The organism is Pseudoalteromonas sp. ECSMB14103, from assembly GCF_000813065.1.
Taxonomy (GTDB): Bacteria; Pseudomonadota; Gammaproteobacteria; order Enterobacterales; family Alteromonadaceae; genus Pseudoalteromonas; species Pseudoalteromonas marina.
Map to the genome: position 1 here is coordinate 1 of NZ_JWGY01000014.1, position 22,679 is coordinate 22,679.

At 40.6% G+C, this 22,679-nt stretch carries 19 protein-coding genes; 5 read left to right on the forward strand and 14 right to left on the reverse strand.

The window, feature by feature from the left end; translation table 11 throughout:
• Window positions 1-234: 234 nt before the first annotated feature.
• Complete coding sequence (locus RF53_RS17370) at window positions 235-1,092, reverse strand: tetratricopeptide repeat protein (RefSeq protein ID WP_006794254.1); 858 nt, start codon at window positions 1,090-1,092, stop codon at window positions 235-237.
• A 112-nt stretch (window positions 1,093-1,204) separates the two neighbouring features.
• On the opposite strand from RF53_RS17370, the gene RF53_RS17375 reads away from it, so the two are divergent.
• The gene (locus tag RF53_RS17375) at window positions 1,205-2,518 is read left to right on the forward strand and encodes a M20 metallopeptidase family protein (protein ID WP_039038403.1); all 1,314 of its coding nucleotides are present in this window, start codon (window positions 1,205-1,207) and stop codon (window positions 2,516-2,518) included.
• A gap of 22 nt (window positions 2,519-2,540) precedes the next feature.
• Here the strand turns inward: RF53_RS17375 and RF53_RS17380 are convergent, their stop codons facing one another.
• The 3 genes from RF53_RS17380 to pomA form a co-directional block, all read right to left on the reverse strand.
• Window positions 2,541-4,481 carry a DNA topoisomerase III gene (locus tag RF53_RS17380; protein WP_039038404.1) on the reverse strand — a complete coding sequence of 647 codons (1,941 nt, stop codon included), beginning with the start codon at window positions 4,479-4,481 and terminating at the stop codon, window positions 2,541-2,543.
• Between the two features lie 159 nt (window positions 4,482-4,640).
• Window positions 4,641-5,561: a flagellar motor protein MotB gene (locus RF53_RS17385; RefSeq protein ID WP_006794258.1), complete on the reverse strand. Its 921-nt coding sequence runs from the start codon at window positions 5,559-5,561 to the stop codon at window positions 4,641-4,643.
• A 2-nt stretch (window positions 5,562-5,563) separates the two neighbouring features.
• Window positions 5,564-6,331, reverse strand: a complete 768-nt coding sequence (gene pomA, locus RF53_RS17390) for a flagellar motor protein PomA (protein ID WP_008132143.1) — start codon at window positions 6,329-6,331, stop codon at window positions 5,564-5,566.
• 294 nt (window positions 6,332-6,625) lie between these two features.
• On the opposite strand from pomA, the gene RF53_RS17395 reads away from it, so the two are divergent.
• The 4 genes from RF53_RS17395 (at window position 6,626) to RF53_RS17410 (ending at window position 12,032) form a co-directional block, all read left to right on the forward strand.
• Window positions 6,626-6,868: an exodeoxyribonuclease VII small subunit gene (locus tag RF53_RS17395; protein ID WP_006794260.1), complete on the forward strand. Its 243-nt coding sequence runs from the start codon at window positions 6,626-6,628 to the stop codon at window positions 6,866-6,868.
• A gap of 2 nt (window positions 6,869-6,870) precedes the next feature.
• The gene (ispA, locus tag RF53_RS17400) at window positions 6,871-7,758 is read left to right on the forward strand and encodes a (2E,6E)-farnesyl diphosphate synthase (RefSeq protein WP_006794261.1); all 888 of its coding nucleotides are present in this window, start codon (window positions 6,871-6,873) and stop codon (window positions 7,756-7,758) included.
• A gap of 101 nt (window positions 7,759-7,859) precedes the next feature.
• Entirely contained in the window at window positions 7,860-9,722 is a 1,863-nt protein-coding gene (dxs, locus tag RF53_RS17405; RefSeq protein WP_039038405.1) for a 1-deoxy-D-xylulose-5-phosphate synthase, read from the forward strand.
• A 198-nt stretch (window positions 9,723-9,920) separates the two neighbouring features.
• Window positions 9,921-12,032 carry a hypothetical protein gene (locus RF53_RS17410; protein ID WP_082014453.1) on the forward strand — a complete coding sequence of 704 codons (2,112 nt, stop codon included), beginning with the start codon at window positions 9,921-9,923 and terminating at the stop codon, window positions 12,030-12,032.
• Between the two features lie 41 nt (window positions 12,033-12,073).
• Here the strand turns inward: RF53_RS17410 and RF53_RS17415 are convergent, their stop codons facing one another.
• The 10 genes from RF53_RS17415 to glyA form a co-directional block, all read right to left on the reverse strand.
• A complete protein-coding gene (locus tag RF53_RS17415; RefSeq protein WP_006794264.1) occupies window positions 12,074-15,160 on the reverse strand; it encodes a ligand-binding sensor domain-containing diguanylate cyclase in 3,087 nt (1,028 codons plus the stop codon).
• A gap of 36 nt (window positions 15,161-15,196) precedes the next feature.
• Window positions 15,197-15,682, reverse strand: a complete 486-nt coding sequence (locus RF53_RS17420; RefSeq protein ID WP_006794265.1) for a phosphatidylglycerophosphatase A family protein — start codon at window positions 15,680-15,682, stop codon at window positions 15,197-15,199.
• A complete protein-coding gene (thiL, locus tag RF53_RS17425; protein WP_006794266.1) occupies window positions 15,679-16,653 on the reverse strand; it encodes a thiamine-phosphate kinase in 975 nt (324 codons plus the stop codon). The genes RF53_RS17420 and thiL overlap by 4 nt, the downstream gene beginning before the upstream one ends.
• Window positions 16,654-16,738: 85 nt before the next feature.
• Window positions 16,739-17,149 (reverse strand): transcription antitermination factor NusB, encoded by a 411-nt coding sequence (gene nusB, locus RF53_RS17430; RefSeq protein WP_006794267.1) that lies wholly within the window; start codon window positions 17,147-17,149, stop codon window positions 16,739-16,741.
• A 15-nt stretch (window positions 17,150-17,164) separates the two neighbouring features.
• Entirely contained in the window at window positions 17,165-17,629 is a 465-nt protein-coding gene (ribH, locus tag RF53_RS17435; RefSeq protein ID WP_006794268.1) for a 6,7-dimethyl-8-ribityllumazine synthase, read from the reverse strand.
• 99 nt (window positions 17,630-17,728) lie between these two features.
• Window positions 17,729-18,841: a bifunctional 3,4-dihydroxy-2-butanone-4-phosphate synthase/GTP cyclohydrolase II gene (gene ribBA / locus RF53_RS17440; RefSeq protein ID WP_039038406.1), complete on the reverse strand. Its 1,113-nt coding sequence runs from the start codon at window positions 18,839-18,841 to the stop codon at window positions 17,729-17,731.
• Between the two features lie 29 nt (window positions 18,842-18,870).
• Window positions 18,871-19,524, reverse strand: a complete 654-nt coding sequence (locus RF53_RS17445) for a riboflavin synthase (RefSeq protein ID WP_010557798.1) — start codon at window positions 19,522-19,524, stop codon at window positions 18,871-18,873.
• 4 nt (window positions 19,525-19,528) lie between these two features.
• A complete protein-coding gene (gene ribD / locus RF53_RS17450) occupies window positions 19,529-20,680 on the reverse strand; it encodes a bifunctional diaminohydroxyphosphoribosylaminopyrimidine deaminase/5-amino-6-(5-phosphoribosylamino)uracil reductase RibD (protein WP_039038407.1) in 1,152 nt (383 codons plus the stop codon).
• Between the two features lie 2 nt (window positions 20,681-20,682).
• Complete coding sequence (gene nrdR / locus RF53_RS17455; protein WP_006794272.1) at window positions 20,683-21,132, reverse strand: transcriptional regulator NrdR; 450 nt, start codon at window positions 21,130-21,132, stop codon at window positions 20,683-20,685.
• A gap of 97 nt (window positions 21,133-21,229) precedes the next feature.
• Window positions 21,230-22,486, reverse strand: a complete 1,257-nt coding sequence (gene glyA, locus RF53_RS17460) for a serine hydroxymethyltransferase (protein WP_006794273.1) — start codon at window positions 22,484-22,486, stop codon at window positions 21,230-21,232.
• Between the last annotated feature and the right edge of the window lie 193 nt (window positions 22,487-22,679).

Below are 22,679 nucleotides of genomic sequence, written 5' to 3' on the forward strand. Positions count from 1 at the left end.
TCAGTGGGGTCGCATTATAGGGAGCCGCGAATTTAACGCAAGCCTTTTTTAGCTAAAAAAGTGATTTAAATTGCACCCCAAGCAAGCGCACACCCTAAACACAAGTTACTCACAAAACCCTGTGCATAACTTTACTTTTTAAGCTGATTTTCTCTGCTTTAACATCTAAGAGTCATCAATAAAAAAGCACCTTTAATAAAGGTGCTTTTATTTAGCCGAACTTATAATCAGCTTTTAATATAAAATACTGTATAGCTTTCTACGGTATTTAGCTGCGAGCGCATCGCCATCTGGTAGAGAAGCTATTATAGCTAAAAAGCTTGGTTTAGCTTCGTTATAGTTAAGGTCCTTTTGTAGTACTTTGAATAGCACTTCTAATGCCTCTTCTTTTCTTCCTGCTTCGTTTAATAAAGCACTGAGCTCTTCTTTAAGTTCTAAATCGTTCGGATACTTATCTACTTGCTGTTGCTTTTGTTGTATCTCTGGAGAATCTTTTGCATCTAAAGCAGCTTCGCATTTTGCTTTGATGTTATTGAAGTACGCATCTTGATCTTGCGAATCAATCGTTTCTATTAATGCTTGAGCTTCATCTAATTTGTGAATTTGAATACAAATATCTGCAAGCACTAATTTAATACGTACATTAGTATTATCTATTTCGTATGCTTGCTTTGCATAATTAAACGCTGCATTGAGGTCTGATTTAAGTAGAGCCTGCTTAGCTTGTTCTAATAGCAAATCCTGTTGAGCAGGTAAGTGCTTAGATAGGGCTTCCCGTATTTGTGACTCAGTTTGAGTACCTGCAAGCAAATCGACAGGGGCAGAGTCTTTTAATAGCACAAGCGTAGGCAGCGTTTGTAAGCCAACCTGTTGTGCTAATTGTGAAGCTAATGCTTGCTCTGCATCACAATCTAAATTCGCTATTACTATATGGCTTGTATATTCAGCTGCTATTTTATCTAAAATTGCAGCCTGCCCAATACAATCAGGACTTTGAGGTGAGAAAAAGTTAAGTAATACTAATTTTTGTTGTGATGTTTCCCCAAGGACCTGTTGAAGGTTTTGTGCATTAATACTTACTATATTACTCATTGAATTGATTGCCATACTTATCTATTTAGGGTTTTATATGGTGATTAACATAATAAATACAAGTCGTATAACTAAATCACTCGGCATACATTACCAATTAATGAGGCAAATCATGAAACTATCTTACCTTAGCGCTGCATTTTTATTTGCAGCTCCGCTTTTGCAAGCCAAAGGACTTGACCTAGACCTAAACAAAACAATGCCTAGTATTGAAAAGTTTTACCTCGATTTACATCAATCGCCAGAACTTTCATACAGCGAAAAAAAGACAGGTAAAAAAATAGCTAACCAACTTAATATGCTTGGATTCGAGGTTACAGATAATGTAGGTGGGTATGGTGTTGTTGGTATTTTTAAAAATGGCAATGGCCCAACAGTTATGATACGCACTGATACGGACGGTTTACCTATTACCGAGCAAACAGGTAAACCCTACGCTTCAACTGTAAAAGTTGTTGACGAGCATGGTGCAAAAGTTGGTGTTATGCATGGCTGTGGCCATGATATTCATATGAGCTCATTTATAGGCACTGCCGAGCAACTCATTACTCATAAAAATAAATGGAAAGGTACATTAATGATGGTTGCACAACCTGCAGAAGAGGTTGGAGGTGGAGCTAAAGCGATGTTAAATGAAGGTTTATTTAGTAAATACGCAAAGCCCGACCACGTTATTGCATTGCATGTTAGTGCCAGTGTCCCTGCTGGTAAAGTAACTATGAAAAATGAATATACCATGGCAAGTGTGGATTCTGTTGATATTAATATAAAAGGTAAAGGTGGCCATGGCGCGTACCCTCATACCACTATTGACCCGGTAGTTATTGCTGCGCGCACAGTACTTGCTTTACAAACGATTACAAGTCGCGAACTTTCACCTTTAGAACCATCTGTTATAACAGTCGGTTCTATACATGGCGGCTCTAAACATAATGTTATTTCTGATGAAGTGAAACTGCAACTTACACTGCGTAGTTACAACCCAGATGTACGCAATGCGCAAATAGCTGCAATAAAACGCATAACCGCAGGTATTGCGCAAAGCGCTGGGCTTGATGAAAGTGATTACCCTGCTGTTATAGTCCATGAGGATGAATCAATTCCATCTACTTATAATAATCCTTCGCAGACTAATATAGTGCGAAGTGCTATTAAAAATGCGATAGGCGACACAAACGTACTTGAAACCCAAGCCGTAATGGCAGGTGAAGACTTTGGTCTTTATGGCCGTACCGACGAAAATATCCCAATTACATTATTTTGGTTAGGCGGAGTTAACCAACAACAATATGCAAAAGCGATGAAAAATAACGAAACACTTCCTTCATTGCACTCAAGTAAATTTGCACCAGATTACAAAGTAGCTTTACCTACTGGTATAAAAGCCATGAGTAATGCGGCAGTTGCATTATTTAATACAAAATAAATCCCACTTAAGGGCTCAGCCATTAAACTTTTGTTGAGCTCTTTTTATAATTAGATTTTTTAAATGGTGCTTTTTTACTGCGCTTGGCAAAACGATTTTTAGGCGGTGTTTGGGGCAGTTTTGAAAATACATGGCTATCGCAATTAGCTGCTTGCATTACAAAGCCTTCAAGCTCCACCAGCAGCGGTTGTAAAAATTGTTGGTAGCTCATTGCTTGTTGAGCAATGCTGCCTAAACTCGCCTCCCACTTTGCTGTTAAGTCAGGACTTGCTAAGCCTTCAGGCAAAACACTAATTAATGCAAGGCCTGTTTCGGTGGCTTTGATTGTTTTGCCTTCACGCTTTAAAAAACGCCGTTTAAATAGCAACTCTATAATGCCTGCACGAGTAGCCTCTGTACCTAAACCATCAGTATCTTTTAATATTTTTTTGATATGTGGATCTTTTACATAACGGCTAATCCCCGTCATAGCACCTAGTAAAGTTGCATCAGTAAAATGAGCGGGAGGTGAAGTAAGCTTTTCTACTACATCACCTTGTGTACATACCAGGTCCATCCCTTTTTCAAGGTAAGGTAAAGTAGCCTCTTCTTTTAATTCTGATTTACCCATTAATACCTTAAACCCCAAACTGACTTCTTGTTTAGCGTTGGCTTTAAATAACCCACCAGCAATTGTCACCTCTGCTTTAGTTTCGTTATAAATATAGTCTGGGTAAAACTGGATCAAATAGTGCCTACAAATAAGCTGATACACTTTTGCTTCATCCTTGGCTAAGCTAGCTGACTTTAATTGCTTTGCCGTAGGTACTATAGCGTGATGCGCAGCTACTTTTGAGTCATTAAAGCACTTACTGCGCTGCTTAGTATTTGCACCATTTACTAACTCCACTTTTTGACCGTCATTAGTTGCAATTGCTTTTAAAATTGAAGGTGCATCTAAATGATGTTCTTTAGGCAAATATCGATTATCTGAGCGAGGATAAGTAATTAATTTATGGCGCTCATAAAGTGTTTGGCAAATATCAAGCACCTGTTGGGCAGCCATACCAAATGCCTTTGCTGCATCTATTTGCAGTGCTGATAGATTATAAGGTAGAGGTGCACTTTGCTTTTTTTGTTTTTGTTCAAGCGATGTCACCTCTCCTGTTTGATTAGTGATACGCGAAGCCACGTTTTCGGCCAATGCTTTATTTAGCACTCGCCCCTCTTCATCTTGATAAGGTTCGCAAGCTTTACTCGGTACCCACTTTGCTTTAAATACCTGCTTCTCAGGAGTAACTAAACTAGCTAGCACCTCATAAAATGGTTTTGATATAAAATTAGCTATTTCTGTGTCACGATTTACCACTAAGCCCAAAATTGGCGTTTGTACGCGCCCAACTGATAGTACATTACCAAACCCTGCTTTTTGTCCCGCTAAAGTATAAGCCCGAGTGAGGTTCATACCAAAAAGCCAATCAGCTCGTGAACGTGCAAGTGCTGATACACTTAGTGAAATAAATTCCCGATTAGAGTGCATACTACCAAGCGCTTTTTTAACTGCAGCTAAGTTTAAATCGCTTATAAGTAGACGCTGAATACCTTGCTTTTTAGCTTTGCTTATTTTGGCTTGTTCTATCACTTCATCTACAAGTAACTGCCCTTCACGGTCGGGATCGCCAGCATGAACTAACGTTGATGCCTGTTTGATTAGCTTTTTTAAAATAGTTAATTGCTTACGAGTTTTAGGTTTAGCTTTTAACTGCCATTGCTCAGGTACTATAGGGAGATGTTCTAATTGCCATTTTTTATAGCGTTCATCGTAATCATCAGGTTCAGCTTGTTCTAACAAATGGCCAATACACCACGAGACACAATCACCATTTGCGACTTCAATGTAACCGTCGTGTTTTTTATGTGGTTTTGGGAGCGCATCTGCAATTGCACGTCCAAGTGATGGTTTTTCTGCGATGTAGAGTTTCATGCGCCGGCCTACAACTGGTTATATAAACAGTATTTTAGCATAACTATTTTAAAGAGGGGGAGTTTTTGATTTATTGTCGGTTCAATAAATAGAGACTGGTAATAATTTGTAAAACTCAAAGCTGGGCTACTAATTAAGCCCAGCTTTATAATTTGAGAATTACCTCACATCAATAGGGTCAGACTCTTTTGCTTTACCTTGTAATATAGATATTTCAACTCGGCGATTCCTGCGCCGGTCTTCATTTGTCTCGTTAGGCACAAGCGGCCGAGTTTCAGCCCGCCCTACAACCATCATTCGTGTTTTATCAAACCCTTGAACTGTTTGCAATTCGCTAGCAACAGCCACTGCACGCTTAGACGACAAATCCCAGTTATTTACGTATAACTCATTTGATACCTGAAAATCATCTGTATGCCCTGATACTGTAATTTCACCTGGTACGTCTTTTAAAAGTTCGCCAATGTCTTGGATAATCGGTTTAAACTTAGGTTGTAAAAAAGCACTGCCCGAAGGAAACGAGCCATTTTCTCTAATACGAATAATAATTTGCTGACCTAATGATTCAAGTTCTATTGCACCATCTATTATTTGCCTTTCTAACTGCTGCGCTATTTTTTTAACTAGCTCATTTGTTTGCTCTTGATCTGCAGCGGATATTGCTTGCTCTGATGATTGCTCTTGTGAGGTACTTCTAGATTCACCACCACGTTTATCGCCTCGCTGTTCTTGCCTGCCGCCCGCTGAACTTTCATCACCAGCCTGAAATTCTAGCATTTGTTGTGTCATTTCAACGGTTTGCTGTTGAATAGTTTCAATGGGTGTAGGCTCTGGCTTACCTGGGGTAAATTCCATAGCGATAACCGATGTCCCTTTTGGGATATCTTTAACTTCGATTTTATTTTGCACACCAAAAGCAAACTTCATAGAACCTGCAATTTGCTTGAATTTAAGTACATCCATTTCTGAGAATGCCAATAAGAGTACAAAAAAGCACATCAATAGCGACATTAAATCAGCAAATGTACCCATCCAAGCAGGCAAACCCGGTGGTGGGCATTTGCACTCTTCATCAGACATGGTTACTCCTCGGTATCAACTTTACGCTTAGACTCAGCCAAGTAGTTTTTCAAAATACCTTCAATAACTTTGGGGTTTTGACCATCTTGAATTCCTAAAATAGCATCAAGAATCAAACGTTGATTCATCGCTTCTTCGTCTTTACGCAGCTCTAGTTTTACCTGAATCGGAATTGCTACTACATTCGCCAAAAATGCACCATATAGAGTGGTCAATAGTGCCACGGCCATTGCAGGTCCAATAGCTTTGGGGTCGTCCATGTTTGATAACATGGCAACGAGGCCTATCAATGTACCAATCATTCCCATTGCGGGAGCTATGTCGGCAAGTGCTTTAAATAAGCCAGCACCTAGTTCATGACGGGTCGTGGTTAGGGAAATATCTTTTTGGAGTGTAGCGCGCACAACATCTGCGTCATGACCGTCAACAAGCATGTCAACGCCTTTACGCATAAATGGGTTTGGGATTTCAGCTTCTTCGAGCGCTAAAAAGCCACCTTTACGAGCAGAGTCCGCAAGCTCTACTGCTTTTTCTATTAACTCTTCAGGCGACTCAATTTTAAACATGAATGCCTTACCAACCACCTTACCTATCCCTAAAAACTGAGACATAGTGAAGTTTGATAAAACAATAAACAGCGAGCCACCAAATACAATTACACTTGAAGGCGCATCGGCAAACATGCCCATTTCACCGCTACTACTCATAAACATAGACATGACAATTAAGCCTATTGCGCCTAGGATCCCTATTATGGTTGCTAAATCCACATTTCCTCCAGAGATTTCATGTTTAAATGCCTTATCATAAACTTTTTATTATTAACTGCTTATCGGCAACATACTGAATTGCTTAAGTCATTTTTGAAAATAAACATAAAAGTTATATTTATTATTTTATATCAAGTTAGACGCTCTGCCTAATTATCGAGTTTTCCTGACTAATAACACTGATTAACACGCGATTAATCGTGCTAAATGTAAAAAACTCATATCATCCTTTGACCTAGTTTAGCATTCCCCCTAAAATTGGCTCCTAAATTTATCATGTAAGCTGAAATAAAGATGGCGACTAAAAAACCTGAAAACTTAAGTTTCGAAAAAGCACTAGAAGAATTATCAACAATTGTTAGTGAAATGGAACAAGGTGATTTATCGCTTGAACAATCATTAAAGCAGTTCGAGCGTGGTATTGCACTCGCTGGTGCGTCATCTGAAAAACTACAGCAAGCAGAACAAAAAGTATCTATTTTAATGGGTAATAGCGAAAAGTCAGCACTTACAAACTTTAATAATGATATGGAATAGTTGTGAGCATAAAAGACTATATTGAACGTGCTCAGATAGATGTAGCTACTACACTCAATAGCTACTTTGAACAACCGCTCGATAGCGATAAAACAATAAAAGAAGCCACTCATTACAGCTTATTTAATGGTGGAAAAAGGCTGCGCCCTTTTTTGGTGTACGCTGTTGGTGAAATGCTAGGCGCTAAAAAAAGTGACTTAGACGTTTTGGCTGCAGCCATAGAATGCATTCATAGTTATTCATTAGTACATGACGACCTACCAGCTATGGATGATGACGATTTACGCCGCGGCTACCCCACTTGCCATATTGTGTATGGCGAAGCGCAAGCCATTTTAGCGGGTGATGCATTACAAACTCTCGCCTTTGAACTTATAGCCACACATAACTTTAATTGCTCAGCGCAATCACAAGTAAAAATGATTGCTGCACTTGCACATGCATCAGGTATTGAAGGGATGGTGGCAGGACAAGGTTTAGACATTGCCGCAACTGACAAAGTTGTTTCTGTACAAGAGCTTGAGCGCATCCATAAGCTAAAAACCGGTGCACTAATTAACTGTGCTATAACACTAGGTGCACTGTGCAGTGAAAAAGCAGATGAACAAACTTTAGAAAACTTGAGCGTTTTTGGGTATGCTATAGGGCTGGCATTTCAAGTACACGACGATATTTTAGACGTGGAAGGTGACACCTTTATACTAGGTAAACCACAAGGCTCAGATATAGAAGCGAATAAAGCGACATACCCGGCGTTATTAGGTATGCTAGGCGCTAAAGAAAAGGCGCAAAATTTAATAACACAAGCCCACGAAGCGTTAGCACTTATTGATGCAGATACTACGCTTCTTGCGTCGCTGGCAAATTACCTTATTGAACGTGACCACTAGTCACAGTTTAAGCGTATTGCAAATAGCACTGACATTATTACTTAACATTCGTTGCTCACTCCCATTTGAAAGCGAATGTGATCGAAGGATATAAAAAAGCCATGACACTTGATAGTAGCAAGTATCCATTACTTAACTTGGTTGACAAACCAGCTCAATTACGAGACTTAGCGCAAGATAAACTTCCCGAGTTTAGCAATGAGCTACGTGAGTATTTACTTAACTCTGTATCGCAAAGTAGCGGTCATTTAGCGTCTGGTTTAGGCACAGTTGAGCTTACAGTTGCACTTCATTATGTATATAACACACCAGAAGATCGTGTAGTGTGGGATGTTGGGCATCAAGCCTACCCGCATAAGATCTTAACGGGTCGCCGCGACCAAATGCATACTATTCGCCAAAAGGATGGTCTGCACCCATTCCCATTTAGAGATGAAAGTGACTACGACACATTCAGTGTTGGCCATTCTAGCACCTCAATTTCTGCAGCTTTGGGCATGTCAATTGCTGCGCAAAAAGAAGGCGCAGGGCGTAAAACGGTTGCAGTTATTGGTGATGGCGCTATTACTGCGGGTATGGCATTTGAGGCGATGAACCATTTAGGCGATGTAAAATCAGACATGCTTATTATTCTAAATGATAACGAAATGTCGATTTCAGAAAACGTTGGCGCATTAACCAACCACTTTGCGCGTATTCTATCTGGGAGCTTTTACACCAACATTCGCGAAGGAAGTAAAAAGTTACTGTCTGGCGTACCGCCTGTTAAAGAGCTTGCCAGCAGAATGGAAGAACATCTTAAAGGCATGGTTATCCCTGGTACGTTTTTTGAAGAACTTGGCTTAAATTATATTGGCCCAATTGATGGGCACGATGTAAACATGCTGGTTGATACATTACGTAATATGCGTAATTTAAAAGGCCCACAACTTCTTCATATAAAAACGCAAAAAGGTAAGGGTTACAAGCCAGCTGAAGCCGACCCTATTGGTTACCACGGCGTTCCTAAGTTTGATCCAAACACATCTAGCTTGCCTAAATCAAAACCGGGCGCCCCTACTTTTTCAAAAGTATTTGGCGACTGGCTATGCGACATGGCGCAGCAAGATGATAAGTTAATGGCTATCACTCCTGCCATGCGTGAAGGCTCGGGCATGGTGCGCTTTTCAAAAGAACATGCTGATAAGTATTTTGACGTCGCGATTGCTGAACAACATGCCGTAACCCTAGCCGCAGGTTTTGCATGTGAAGGCTTAAAGCCTGTTGTTGCTATTTATTCAAGCTTTTTACAGCGCGCATACGATCAACTCATTCACGATGTTGCATTACAAAACCTCCCTGTATTATTTGCCATTGACCGAGCCGGTATTGTTGGTGCCGATGGCGAAACACATCAAGGCGCATACGATCTCAGCTTTATGCGTTGTATACCTAATATGGTTATTATGGCACCTAGCGATACTAATGAATGCCGCCAAATGTTGTACACCGGTTACAAAGCTAATTGCCCGGTTGCTGTTCGTTACCCTCGCGGAAGCGCTGGTACGGCAGATATTCAGAGCGATATGCAACTTTTCGAAATTGGTAAAGCAAATACAGTAAAAGAAGGTTCAAAGATTGCCATTTTGTCATTTGGTACATTGCTTGAAAACGCACAACTTGCTGCAAATGAACTTAATGCAACGCTTGTTAACATGCGCTTTATAAAGCCGCTTGATACTTCACTGTTAAACGACATTATTAAAAATCATGATGTCATTGTTACACTTGAAGATAATGCCATTGCCGGTGGTGCAGGCTCTGCGGTTAACGAATACTTAGCCAGCCAGCAGGCCAATGTTAAAATACTTAACTTAGGTATTCCTGATGAGTTTATTAAGCACGGCACGCAAGACGAAATGCACGATGAAATGGGCTTAGGCGAGCAAGGTATTTTAAGTTCAATAAGGTCATTTACTGCTTAGTTAATTATTTTAACTGTTTATAAAAAGGAGCCTGTTGGCTCCTTTTTCGTTTTTATCATTATTTTTGCATCCAATTTAACTTTTAAGCCGTTATTGCTGTGAGGTTAACATGTAAATAATCAGTGCTGCTTAGTCTGTGCTTTATAAGCAAGCCCTTTATTTACCTAAATTTAATGGAATATTTAGAAGGTAAAAATGATGAATAACGCTAATTTAACAACTCATTCAGCACAAAAAAACGCATTGAAACATACGCTTAGTTTTTCAGCGTTAACACTTGCAGTATTAATTGGCATTACAGGTTGTAGCTCAGACGATGGTAAAAACGGCGTAGATGGTATTGCAGGCACCGACGGACAAAATGGTACCGATGGAACAAATGGCAACCCAGGCTTTGCATCAGCCACTTTTATTTTGGCAAACAATGGAGAAACCAACACGGGTACCATTGATTTAATTGACCAAAGCGCTTCTAAATTAAAAACTTTTAACACAACAGCTAACGAAGGCGTCGCTTTTGATAGCTTAGGTAATTTATTACAAGCAAGCGACAGCGAAAGTGGCAGTATTAAAACTATCTGTCAGCTTGCTAACCGTGCTGATGGCAGCAGCTATGATGCAAATACTGATCGCGAAATAACAGGTGCTAACACTACGCTCGTAAACCCTAAAGGAATTGCCGTAGCACAAAAAAGTGGCCTTATTTTTATTGCTGACTTTGGCGCGATGCAGGTAACGACTTTTGGCGCTACAGCCGCAGGTAACGCAATGCCATTAGGCACAACCATAACAGAAGCTGCACCGTGGGATGTTGATTATGATGAAACAAATGACCGTCTTTATGTAGCACTTACAAATGGTGATGTAGCCGTTTACGATAATTTTGTTGGTGGTGAATTTGCCGCTATGCCAAGTCGTACAATTACCCCTAGCAATAATGATGGTACGCAAATATCTGTAAATATTCATGGCATTGTTTATGATTCAAATACTAATAAACTTATTTTATCTGATGTAGGCAGTGCCTCAGATGCAACCGATGGTTCGTTATTTGTAATCAATAATGCATCAACCGCAGACGGCTTAGTGAGCGTTGCACGCAGTATTGCCGGACCAGCAACAATGCTTGGTAACCCGGTTGATATTAGCCTTGAAGGGAGTGATTTGCGTGTAGCCGAAAAATCAAATGATGCTGTTCTTGTATTTAGCAATATTTTTTCAGGTGAAAGCGGCGATATTACTCCTGACTTAATCACTTCAACTATTAAACCTGAGTCAATTACTAAAGTGGGTATGCAAAATGTAATAGCTGACATTTCAGATAGCGATACCGCTAATATGACGCTACTTGGGGTTGCAGTTAGCAGTAACCCGGGTACTACAGGTGCAACAACTGGGCAAATTAGTCGATTAAGCTCTCAACTTAACACTGAAATTGGCAACTATAATGCGGGTCAAACTATCGAGAGTGTAACTTTTGATAAAGCGGGTAATAGCTATACAACGTTCGATAACAGTACAACTTCTATTGGCGGTATTGTCATTTCAAATAAAGTGGCAATAAACAGAGATGGGCAAGCGTATAATACAAACCAAGACAGTATTATTACTGGAGCAAATACAGGCCTTATATCTCCTAAAGGTCTTGATGTAGCTTCTGATAGCGGTATGATTTTAGTTGCAGAAAATAATGCAGATACACCAAGTATCTCAATATTTTCAACGTGTACCACAGGAGATGCAAGCCCATTAATGACGCTTACTTTTGCTAACGGTGCGCGTCCTTGGGATGTTGATTACGATGTAAACACTGACCGTGCTTTTGTCGCACTCACAAATGGAACCGTTGCTGTATTCGACGAAGTCAAAAGCAAGCTTATGGCTGGAAATGTAAATATTGCTGTTGAAGATAGGCTTATAACACCTGCTAATGCTGGAACCGCGGTAGAAGCGCCAAGCAATATACATGGCATCGATTACGACTCGCTTAGTGGCTCGTTAATTCTCTCTGATGTGGGTAGCGCCGCGGTTGCTGACGATGGAAAAGTATATGTATTAAATAACGTGGCAATGGCATCGGGGTTGGTAAACATCAGCACCACGATTAGCGGCCCAAATACCCTACTGGGTAACCCTGTCGATATTATGTATACCGGGACAGATTTATACGTAGCTGAAAAATCAAATAATGTAGTTATGCGTTTTAACAATATTTTAAGTATTACCGGAGGCGACATTAGCGCCGATGCAAGCACTGCATTTACGGCACCTGAGTCAGTTGCAATATTACCAGCTTGGCTTAATCAATAGCGTTAACCTCACCATACCTGACCAATCACTTTGGTCAGGTATTATCGCATCCACACTTTTATATCGGCCAAACCATTTCTCTGTAGCATACCCAGTTGCTGCTCTACATTAGAGTTTTGTTCAAACTCAAATGCATCTAGCTGCTCGTCGAAAGTAATATGCGCTACACCGTCTCCACCGCGTTTTTTAACTTGATGAAGCGAAATGTCAGCTAAATTAATAGAGGTTTCCCAACTAATTACTTGCCCACCAAGTAAGGGTAATGGGTAGAAAGACCAACCAATTGAGGCTGTTATATTTGTCATATTTCCGTTAGGTAATTGGAAAGAATACTCTGCAATCGCTTTACAAAGCTCTGAAGAGTAACTGTCTATTTTATTGCACTTAAAGTCACGTAAAAGTAATAAAAACTCATCACCACTCCAGCGCGCTACGTAGTCAGAGCCCTGCGTACGCGAGTTTAATAGCGCAGCCATTTGCTGCAAACAGCTGTCACCAGCAATTGGACCAAAGGCATCATTTATACGGCTAAAGTTATCTAAATTAATAATAACCAGTACAAGTGATTTGCCTTGAGCCTGTAATGACTGTGAATTACGTTGAAAATGCTCAATATCTTTGGGTAATTGATCAAACAAGAAACGACGGCTACGCAAACCTGTAAGCTCATCAGAGTGGCTTACAAGTTTAAGTTGTGAGTTAACTTGCCCAAGCTTATCATTCGCTTGTCGAAGCTCTAACGTACGCTCTGTAATTAAACCTTCAAGCACTTCTTGTTTTCTGCGCTCTTGCGCTTTAAGCACCCAAAATACTAAGTAAAGAAGTAAAATAAAGCCACTGGTGATCAGTAATCTAAAGTAAATCGTTTCATCAAACCGCTCTGGCACAATAAACTCATACTCTACGTATTGCGCCTTTGACCAATCTTCACCTTGGCGTTTTGCCTCTAACTGAAATAAAAATGCCCCAGCTGGTAAATTGGTATAAATAGCCTCGCGGCGCGTGTTTGCATAACGCCAATCATTGTCCAAACCACTTAACTGATACCTAAACTCAATACTGTTTGGCGCATAATAGTCTATCGCCGTATAGGTTAGTGTTATGTCTCGCTCGTCAGTTTCTAAAGTCGGCTTTTTACCTAGCGCAGCCGTTGTTAAATTACGCTCAGGAGTTGTAATTGTTTCAATAGTTGGTTTTAACGACAACACCCCAAATAGCTCTACATTTTTAGGTATCTCAACAACACCTTGTAGGCTCGGATACCACATTGAGCTGCCCATATTGACAACTGCATCATGGCCTAAACCACTACAACACTGGTTAGCTTTGCCGTCAAGCTGGCGATCGAATGACGAAATCACCTCTTCTACTTTTAAACTTTCTATGTTTGTTTTGAACTGCTCCGCTGGCATTCTGTAAACACCTTTCATGGTGCTCACCCACACGTTATTTAATTTTTCGTCGTACTCCAAGCTAAATATAGAGCCATACGGTAACCCATTTGCGGCATCAAGCTGTCGCCATTGGCCCTGCGTGCTTCGGTAAAATAATCCATCATTAAGCGAGCCTATTAAAATACCCACGCCATCAATATGCAAAACACTTGTAATATAAGCACTTTCAAGTGAAGTTTGATCCCCGACCTTTTCGATACCGCGATCAGTAAAGTAATACGCACCTTTACTGGTACCTATGACACCAAAGTTTCCTTTGTCTAGTACATAAGTTATAAATTTACTGCCTAAAAAGGCGTTATAAGCAAAGGGAGTTAAACCTGCAAAGTTGAGCCTGTAAAGCCCACGGCCGGTGCCAATCCAAAACCCGCCTTTACTAGAGCGACTTATAGCAAAAACGGGATTATCACGCAGTGCGCGCCCAGGCACACTAAAGAGTTTATCGTCTTCGTATACGAACAACCCTCGCCCTGTGGCGATGTATACGCGCTCTCCATCAAACTGTAAATCGTGTACTGAGGCACGCCCATACTGACTACTTGGAATTAAGTTAATATAACTTTTATTCAAGTCAAAATAACCAACACCACTTTTATTAGCGACCCATAATTTACCATCTGGAGCTTGGCTCAGCGCCATAACCGCTTCAGTCATTTGTGAAACAGCAGCGTGCCTTTCTACTCGCCCTTCGTGAGCAAGCCACAACCCTTCACTGAAGCTTGCTAACCAAATATTATTTTTATCATCTCTAAAAATATCAGCAAACCAAATACTTTGATCTAGCTGGCTCGGCTCAACCCATTGCCATTGGCTGGATTTATCTCTGAATAACAAGCGCCCATAGGTGGAAATCCATAAACCACCATCGCTGTCACTCATAAATTTATACACAGCAGAGTTATTCGCGTTGGGTAATGGAAAGGGCCTTAGCTCGTCGTCTAAATCTAAAAAGTAAGCGCCTAGCTCCGAAGCTAAATATAAATTCCCATTTAAAAATGCAAGATCATGAACGATCGTTTGAGCTAAACGCTCGGGTAACGATATTTTAGCAGTAAGTTCTAAACGCAGTTTGGCAAAATCGGAGGAGTTTTTAGTTAAGCGTAACAAGTGACGATCGTTTACAAGCCAAATACCTTCTGGCGAAAGCGCCATTTGGCTCACTGAACCCACTATTTGAGTTATAACGGTTGCATTAGCCGTTGGTAAAATAGCTTTAGATTGACCGCGTAAGTTAACTTGACCACGACCAACGTAATATAACCCGTTTGCGGCTATCCAAGTGCCCCCTTTGGAGTCTTCTAGAATATCCCTTACAGGGCCTTTAATGTTAAATGCCTGCGCTGCAAAGGTCGCTGGGTTAATAACCACTAAACCACTTCTAGTACCAACCCAAAGTAATCCATTCGAATCGATTAAAAGCTTATTAATGCCATTGCTTGGTAAAAAAGCGCTATTTTGGGTATTGTAGTTTGTAAACGTAGTGCCATCAAAGCGGCTCAAACCAAACTGTGTGCCTAGCCAAATGTAGCCTTGCTGATCTTGCACTACGCTTTTTAATGATTGTGACGGTAAGCCGTCTTTAATATTCCATTGTTTAACAACATAGTCAGTAATTGAAGCCCCACTTGGCATTGCGCACAACATCAGTACACACACCAGTAAAAATCGCATCATACGCTGCCACCTAGTTAAACTAATCAAATATAAACACTAAAAGGGTAGTAAACCTGCTTTTATTAATGCTTGCAAACAAATCAATGAAAAAATACCCGCTAACACGTCATCCGCCATAATACCAAAACCACCATGTACGCGTTTGTCTAACATACGAATCGGGCCTGGTTTTGCAATATCAAAAAAGCGAAAAAGTAAAAAGCCAACTAATAAAGTTTGCCAATTTAATGCTGCACCTATCATGGTGATGTAGTAGCCAGCGACTTCATCCCACACAATAGCAGGATGGTCATGCACACCCAGATCATCAGCTGTTTTACCGCATGCCCAAATACCAAATACACTGATCACAACTGCAAATACTATTTGTAACCAGATTGGATAATGCATTGTTATAAATATAAATGGCAATGCTGCAAATGTGCCAAATGTACCCGGCGCTTTTGGTGCAAGGCCAGTACCAAACCCTAAACCAAAAAACTGGTGTGGGCGTTTTAAGTTAAATAATCGGTTCTTATTCAAACCTGCTCCTTTGTAAAATGCTCAAAGCCCTGTTGCTCAAAGTTAAACATTTCACCATTTTGTAAAAGCTCAATCTTACCGTTACCACTTTTTATCTGCCCAATACAGGTAATATCCACACCATATTGGCTTAGCTTTAAATCAAGCATACCTTTATTGTTATCGGGAACAGTAAAAATTAATTCATAGTCATCGCCGTAGCTAAGAATAAACGGTAATTGCTTATTAAAATCTAAGCTTGCTTTCATTGCCTCTGATGTAGGAATACTCTCAACATTAATCTCTGCATTTACTTGGGACATTTCAAGAATATGTGTTAAATCGGCAAGTAATCCATCTGATACGTCAATAGCTGACGTTGCAAGCCCACGGATGACCTGACCCGCAGCAACGCGCGGTGTTGGGTAGTCAAATCGATTGTTTAAGTATTCTAAATGCGTAGGATCTATATTAATACCTTGCTTCCGTGCTTCAATAGCAAGACCCGCGTCCCCTAAAGGACCCGTAACATAAATCCAATCACCTACTTTTGCACCACTTCTGCGTAGTGCCTTACCTTCCGGCACGGTACCTTTTGCACAAATAGTAATGGTAAGTGGCCCTTGAGTGGTATCGCCACCAATAATTTGTACATTAAAGTATTCTGCAATTTCATGCATGCCTTCAGTAAATTCTGCAATCCACTGAGAATCTATTGTCGGTAACGTTAGTGCAACAGATACCCACGTAGGTTCAGCACCCATTGCAGCTAAATCACTTAAATTAACAGCAAGCGCTCTATGCCCCAATGCGCGAGGAGAAATATCTTCAAAAAAGTGCACGCCTTCAACCAAAGTATCGGTTGTGACTGCAAGTTGGCAGTTTTGTGGAACAGTGACAAGCGCGCAATCATCCCCTATACCTAGGTTAACATCACGACGAGAAATACCGCGACCTTTAAAGTAGCGGTTAATTAATTCAAATTCCTTCATACACAAAAAAGCCGACCTATGCCGGCTCTCCTTTTAACGGTTATATAAAGTAAATCTCTGAAAGCAAAGTCAGAGAAAAATACTATTACTTGCGTAAATGCTTTACAGCTTTATCAAGTACACCGTTTACAAATTTATGACTATCCTCTGCGCCAAATATTTTGGCAAGCTCAATACCTTCGTTGATAGCAACTTTGTAAGGTACATCTTCACGGAACTTAAGTTCGTAGCTGCTTAAACGTAAAATTGCTCGCTCAACCATATCTAAGTCATCAAATGGACGCGTTAAATGAGGTGATACTGATTCATCAAGTAGCTTATAATTTACAGCTACACCTGAGGCTAAATCTTTAAAGTATTCAACATCAATTTTAGTAACGTCGTTTTCGATCAACATTTGTTGCTCGATGTCGGCAATTGCATTACCGCTTAATTGCCAAGAATAAACGGCTTGAAGTGCTAAGATACGTGCTTTACGTCTTGCTGCTGGTTTCACAAAAATTCCTTAAACTTAAATTTTATCTAACACATTAACCATTTCAAGCGCACCCAAAGCAGCTTCGCCGCCTTTGTTACCCATTTTGGTACCTGCGCGCTCAATAGCTTGTTCAATGCTTTCAGTGGTTAATACGCCAAATGCAACCGGTATATCATACTCAAGTGATACTTGCGCAAGACCTTTGTTTGACTCGCCAGCAACTAGGTCAAAGTGTGGTGTTCCACCTCTGATCACTACGCCTAAAGCGATGATTGCATCATACTCTTTTTTTGCTGCAACGCGTTTTGCCGCTAAAGGTAATTCAACTGCACCCGGTACATAAATCACAGTAATGTCGTCATCAGATACACCACCTGTACGTTTTAGCTCATCAACAGCACCTTCAAGTAGGCTGCTACCAATAAAGTCATTAAAACGAGAAATGACAATGGCAAATTTTTTGCCCGGTGCGTACTTATTACCTTCAATAATTTTCATTTGATAACCCTAAAAATAAGTTCAAGCGGTTGCGATTGCGCAAAAATTGCTGCGCATCATACCATAATAATAATAAAATAGCCTAGTTTAAGCGTTTGCCTATTGTGGCTCAATGTAATCAATAACTTCTAAATGAAAGCCCGAAAGTGCATGGTATTTTTTAGGGCGGCTCATTAATCGCATTTGCTCAATTCCTAAATCTGCAAGAATTTGTGAGCCTACACCAACAGTACGAGAAGTACCTTGAAATTTACGCGGTGTAACATTTTCACCAGCGTCTGCAGCAGCAAATGCTTTAACTGTTGATTCAAGCTCTTCAGTACTTTCTTGTTTACCTAAAATGACTAGCACACCGTCATTTTTAGCTATATATGCCATTGCATCCGATAAGCCCCAGCTTCTGTCTGCGCTTCTATCAGAAAGTAAAATATCGTTAAATGTACTTTGTAAATGCACACGCACCAAGGTTGGTTCTTGCGCTTTAATTTCACCCTTGAGTAGTACGTAATGTAACTGACCGTCAATCGTGTCTTTGTACGTGACTAAGTCAAATTCACCATGCTCTGTTGGCAGTTTACACTTAGCCACTTTTTCGATTGTGGTTTCGTTTAAATTGCGGTATTCAATTAAATCAGCAATTGTGCCAATTTTAATGTCGTGCTCTTTAGCAAAAACTTCTAAATCAGGGCGGCGTGCCATGGTGCCATCAGCATTTAAAATTTCAACAATAACAGAAGACGCTTCAAGCCCTGCTAAACGCGCTAAATCACAACCGGCTTCTGTATGACCTGCACGTGTTAATACACCACCTGGCTGTGCCATAATCGGAAAAATATGACCCGGCTGTACAATATCGCTAGGAACAGCACCTTTAGCGATAGCTGCTTGTACCGTGCGTGCTCTATCTGCTGCTGATATACCTGTGGTTACGCCTTTTGATGCTTCTATCGACATAGTAAAGTTAGTTGAAAACGCAGCGCCATTATTTTTAACCATTAAAGGCAAGTCTAGTTGCTCACAACGCTCTTGTGTCATCGTTAAACAAATTAAACCACGGCCATGAGTAGCCATAAAGTTAATTGCTTCTGCGCTAATATGTTCCGCAGCAATGATTAGATCACCTTCATTTTCTCTGTCTTCATCGTCCATTAAAATAACCATTTTACCGGCTTTAATGTCATCTATAATTTCTTGTGCGCTGTGTAAATTCATAAATTCGCTCGTGTAAGTTGTCAGTTTCGTTATTTAATAAAGCCCGCTTTTGCGAGTAAGCTCATTGATATATCTGCGCCGGTTGGCTGCTCTGCGCCTTTGATAAGACGCTCTAAATAACGTGCAATTTGATCGACTTCTAAATTAACTTGAGTGCCTACTTTAAAGTCAGCAATCGTTGTTTGACCGCTGGTGTGCGGCACAATTGTTAATTTAAATTTATTACCTTCAACAGCGTTAACTGTCAGGCTTATACCATCAATACATACCGACCCTTTGTACGGTATGTATTTCATTAAATTTTCATCGGTTGTCAGCCAATATTCAGTAGCTCTTGCATTAGCTGTAATTGCCGTTATTGTTGCAATACCATCAACATGGCCAGACACTAAATGTCCACCTAAACGCGAAACCGGTTGCATTGCTTTTTCAAGGTTAACTGTTTGCCCTATTGAATAATGTGCAAAACCAGTTAAATGAATTGTCTCGTTAGATAAATCAGCGCTAAAACCATCAACATGTTTATCAACTACCGTTAAACACACGCCATTTGTTGCAATACTGTCACCCAGCTTTACGTCACTCATATCAAGGTCGGCGCTTTGGATACGAATGGCTAAATCGCCTTGTTTTTTTTGTAATAAAGCAATTTTGCCTGTGGCTTCTATTATCCCAGTAAACATAGCGCTACTCTTCTTTGTTAAATGATTTTAATGCGTGCGTTTTTAACGCGTTGATACGTAAATCGTCACCAATGCGAACACACTCATTAAAAGATAAATCGATAGTATCTTGCATACTCGTCAATTCAGGGAAGTTTACTAAACTTTTAGCATCATAACCCATCAGTTTTGGTGCGATATAAAAAACATACTCGTCAATTAAATCAAGCTCGGTCATTTTCCCCGCAAGGGTTGCCCCAGCTTCCAGCCATATATTATTAAACTGATGCTTTGCTAGTGTTTGTAATACATCGGTTAAATCAACCTTACCCTGTTGCTCGCGCACCGCTATGTGCTTAACAAAATGCGGCCACTGCATTGAATTATCAACCTTGGTAGTAAATATAATTATCGGGTGCGCTATTTTAAATAGCGCAAGGTCAGGTGTTAATCTGTTTTGCGAGTCTATTATAACACGCACCGGCTGACGTAGCGGTAAGTTGGTTGGTAATGAATACGGTAACTCACTTGGTCGAACATTGAGTTTTGCATTATCAACAAGAACCGTATCGGCCCCCGTTAAAATGGCACAGCTTTGAGCGCGGTATAGCTGCACATCTTTTCGTGCAGCAGGGCCTGTGATCCACTTACTTTTTCCGTTTTTTAGCGCTGTTTTACCGTCTATACTGGCTGCTAATTTACAAGTTACGTAAGGAAGCCCCTGCTCCATACGCTTAAAAAAGCCAAAGTTTAATGCGCGCGCCTCTTGTTCAAGCAACCCATGAGCAACTTCTATTCCGGCGTCACTCAATATTTTAAGGCCTTTACCTGCCACTTGCGGGTTGGTATCAACCATGGCTGCAATCACCTTTTTAATACCAGCAGCCTTGAGTCCTTCAGCACAGGGGGGCGTGCGCCCGTAATGGCTACAAGGTTCAAGTGTTACATAGGCAGTTGCACCCTGTGCTTTTTCGCCGGCTACAGCAAGTGCATTTACCTCTGCATGTCCTTGCCCTGCTAACTGATGAAACCCTTCACCAATTATTTGATTATCTTTTACAAGTACACAGCCAACATTCGGATTAGGTGTTGTGGTAAACCGACCTTTTTTAGCAAGCTCAATAGCACGCGCCATATATAGTTTATCGTGCTCAGTAAATGCTGATTGGCTGCTCATGCTTATTCCCCTAAACGGGCAATTTCTTCGCCAAACTCTCGTATATCCTCAAACGAGCGATATACTGACGCAAACCTTACATAAGCGACTTTATCTAACTTTTTAAGCGCTTCCATAATGCATTCACCCACCAAATGGCTTGAAATTTCTCGCTCACCCGTTGCACGTAATTGCGACTTTATTATATTGACTACTTCATCAACTTGTTCTGTACTGACGGGGCGCTTCTCAAGCGCACGATTTAAACCATTTAGTAACTTATCTTCATTAAATGGTTCGCGACTGCCGTCTTGTTTTACAACACGCGGCATAACCAGCTCTGCCCCTTCAAACGTGGTGAAACGTTCATGGCAATCGTTACATTCACGACGGCGGCGAACTTGATGGCCACCGCCAACAAGGCGGGAATCTATAACTTTGGTGTCTTTTGCTGTACAAAATGGGCAATGCATAACTAAAGGTATCCGTTTTAAAAACAAAAAAGCCGCTAAAAAGCGGCTTTTATAATAGCATGATTGCTTATGTGATCTAAATTACCGTTTTACTTTATTAAGCGTAAACAGGTAGTTTTGCACAAATTGCTTTCACTTTTTCTTTTACTTGTGCTTGAACAGACTCATCAGCAATGTTGTCTAGTACATCACAAATCCAGCCAGCAAGCTCTTTAGATTCAGCTTCTTTGAAACCACGGCGCGTGATTGCAGGAGAACCAATACGTAAGCCAGACGTTACAAACGGAGAACGCGGATCATTAGGAACTGAGTTTTTGTTAACCGTAATGTTCGCATTACCTAATGCTGCATCAGCATCTTTACCCGTAATATCTTTATCGATTAAATCAAGTAAGAACAAGTGATTGTCTGTTTTACCAGAAACAACTTTGTAGCCACGCTCTTGTAATACGCTAACCATTGCTTGCGCATTTTTAACAACTTGTGTTTGGTATTCTTTAAACTCTGGTTGTAAAGCTTCTTTGAATGCCACTGCTTTTGCAGCAATAACGTGGCATAAAGGACCACCTTGGCCACCAGGGAATACAGCACTGTTAAGCTTTTTGTAAATTGCTTCGTCGCCACATGCAGAAATAATTAAACCGCCACGAGGGCCCGCTAATGTTTTATGCGTTGTTGTAGTAACAACATGTGCAAATGGTACTGGGCTTGGGTAAACACCCGCAGCAATTAAACCTGCAACATGCGCCATATCAACAAACAAGTAAGCATCTACTTTGTCTGCAATTTCGCGAAACTTAGCCCAATCAACAATACCTGAATAAGCAGAAAAACCCGCGATAATCATTTTTGGCTTGTGCTCTAGTGCTAACGCTTCAACTTGTGCGTAATCAATTTCGCCAGTCTCTTCGTTTAGGCCATACTGAATTGCGTTATATGTTTTACCTGAAAAGTTTACGTGTGAACCATGAGTTAAATGGCCACCGTGTGCTAGGCTCATGCCAAGTACTGTATCAAGCGGGCTTAATAAGGCTTGGAAAACAGCGGCATTGGCTTGCGAACCTGCATGCGGCTGAACGTTTGCGTAGTCAGTACCAAACAATTCGTTTGCACGGTCAATAGCTAATTGCTCAACCACGTCTACGTGCTCACAGCCACCGTAGTAACGCTTGCCAGGATAACCTTCCGCATATTTGTTAGTAAGTTGAGAACCCTGTGCTTCAAGTACGCGTGGGCTACAGTAGTTTTCAGATGCAATTAACTCAATGTGCTCTTCTTGACGTGATGTTTCTTTACTCATCGCGTCAAATAACTCTGGATCAAAGTCCGAAATATTCATGCTACGTTCTAACATTGGGGGCTCCTGGGCAACGTGTATGGTATTTTTTAGAGGCTATATTGTACGCTTAAAACCGCACTTTGCCTACGTTCTTAAGTTGAGGATATTTAATCAGGGATTGAAACTATTTCACACCCTTTTTAAGATGATATTTTTAAATAACTTACATAATTATTTTAAATGTTTTTTATTTATTACATTTAATTAG

Bases quoted from the DNA above. Each gene is read 5' to 3' on its own strand.
- RF53_RS17410 (WP_082014453.1), top strand. From the start codon at position 9,921: ATGAATAACGCTAATTTAACAACTCATTCAGCACAAAAAAACGCATTG.
- ribBA (WP_039038406.1), bottom strand. From the start codon at position 18,841: ATGAATTTACACAGCGCACAAGAAATTATAGATGACATTAAAGCCGGT.
- dxs (WP_039038405.1), top strand. From the start codon at position 7,860: ATGACACTTGATAGTAGCAAGTATCCATTACTTAACTTGGTTGACAAA.
- RF53_RS17395 (WP_006794260.1), top strand. From the start codon at position 6,626: ATGGCGACTAAAAAACCTGAAAACTTAAGTTTCGAAAAAGCACTAGAA.
- glyA (WP_006794273.1), bottom strand. From the start codon at position 22,486: ATGTTAGAACGTAGCATGAATATTTCGGACTTTGATCCAGAGTTATTT.
- RF53_RS17380 (WP_039038404.1), bottom strand. From the start codon at position 4,481: ATGAAACTCTACATCGCAGAAAAACCATCACTTGGACGTGCAATTGCA.
- RF53_RS17385 (WP_006794258.1), bottom strand. From the start codon at position 5,561: ATGTCTGATGAAGAGTGCAAATGCCCACCACCGGGTTTGCCTGCTTGG.
- RF53_RS17415 (WP_006794264.1), bottom strand. From the start codon at position 15,160: ATGATGCGATTTTTACTGGTGTGTGTACTGATGTTGTGCGCAATGCCA.
- thiL (WP_006794266.1), bottom strand. From the start codon at position 16,653: ATGAAGGAATTTGAATTAATTAACCGCTACTTTAAAGGTCGCGGTATT.
- RF53_RS17445 (WP_010557798.1), bottom strand. From the start codon at position 19,524: ATGTTTACTGGGATAATAGAAGCCACAGGCAAAATTGCTTTATTACAA.
- ribH (WP_006794268.1), bottom strand. From the start codon at position 17,629: ATGAAAATTATTGAAGGTAATAAGTACGCACCGGGCAAAAAATTTGCC.
- RF53_RS17375 (WP_039038403.1), top strand. From the start codon at position 1,205: ATGAAACTATCTTACCTTAGCGCTGCATTTTTATTTGCAGCTCCGCTT.
- ribD (WP_039038407.1), bottom strand. From the start codon at position 20,680: ATGAGCAGCCAATCAGCATTTACTGAGCACGATAAACTATATATGGCG.
- RF53_RS17370 (WP_006794254.1), bottom strand. From the start codon at position 1,092: ATGAGTAATATAGTAAGTATTAATGCACAAAACCTTCAACAGGTCCTT.
- nrdR (WP_006794272.1), bottom strand. From the start codon at position 21,132: ATGCATTGCCCATTTTGTACAGCAAAAGACACCAAAGTTATAGATTCC.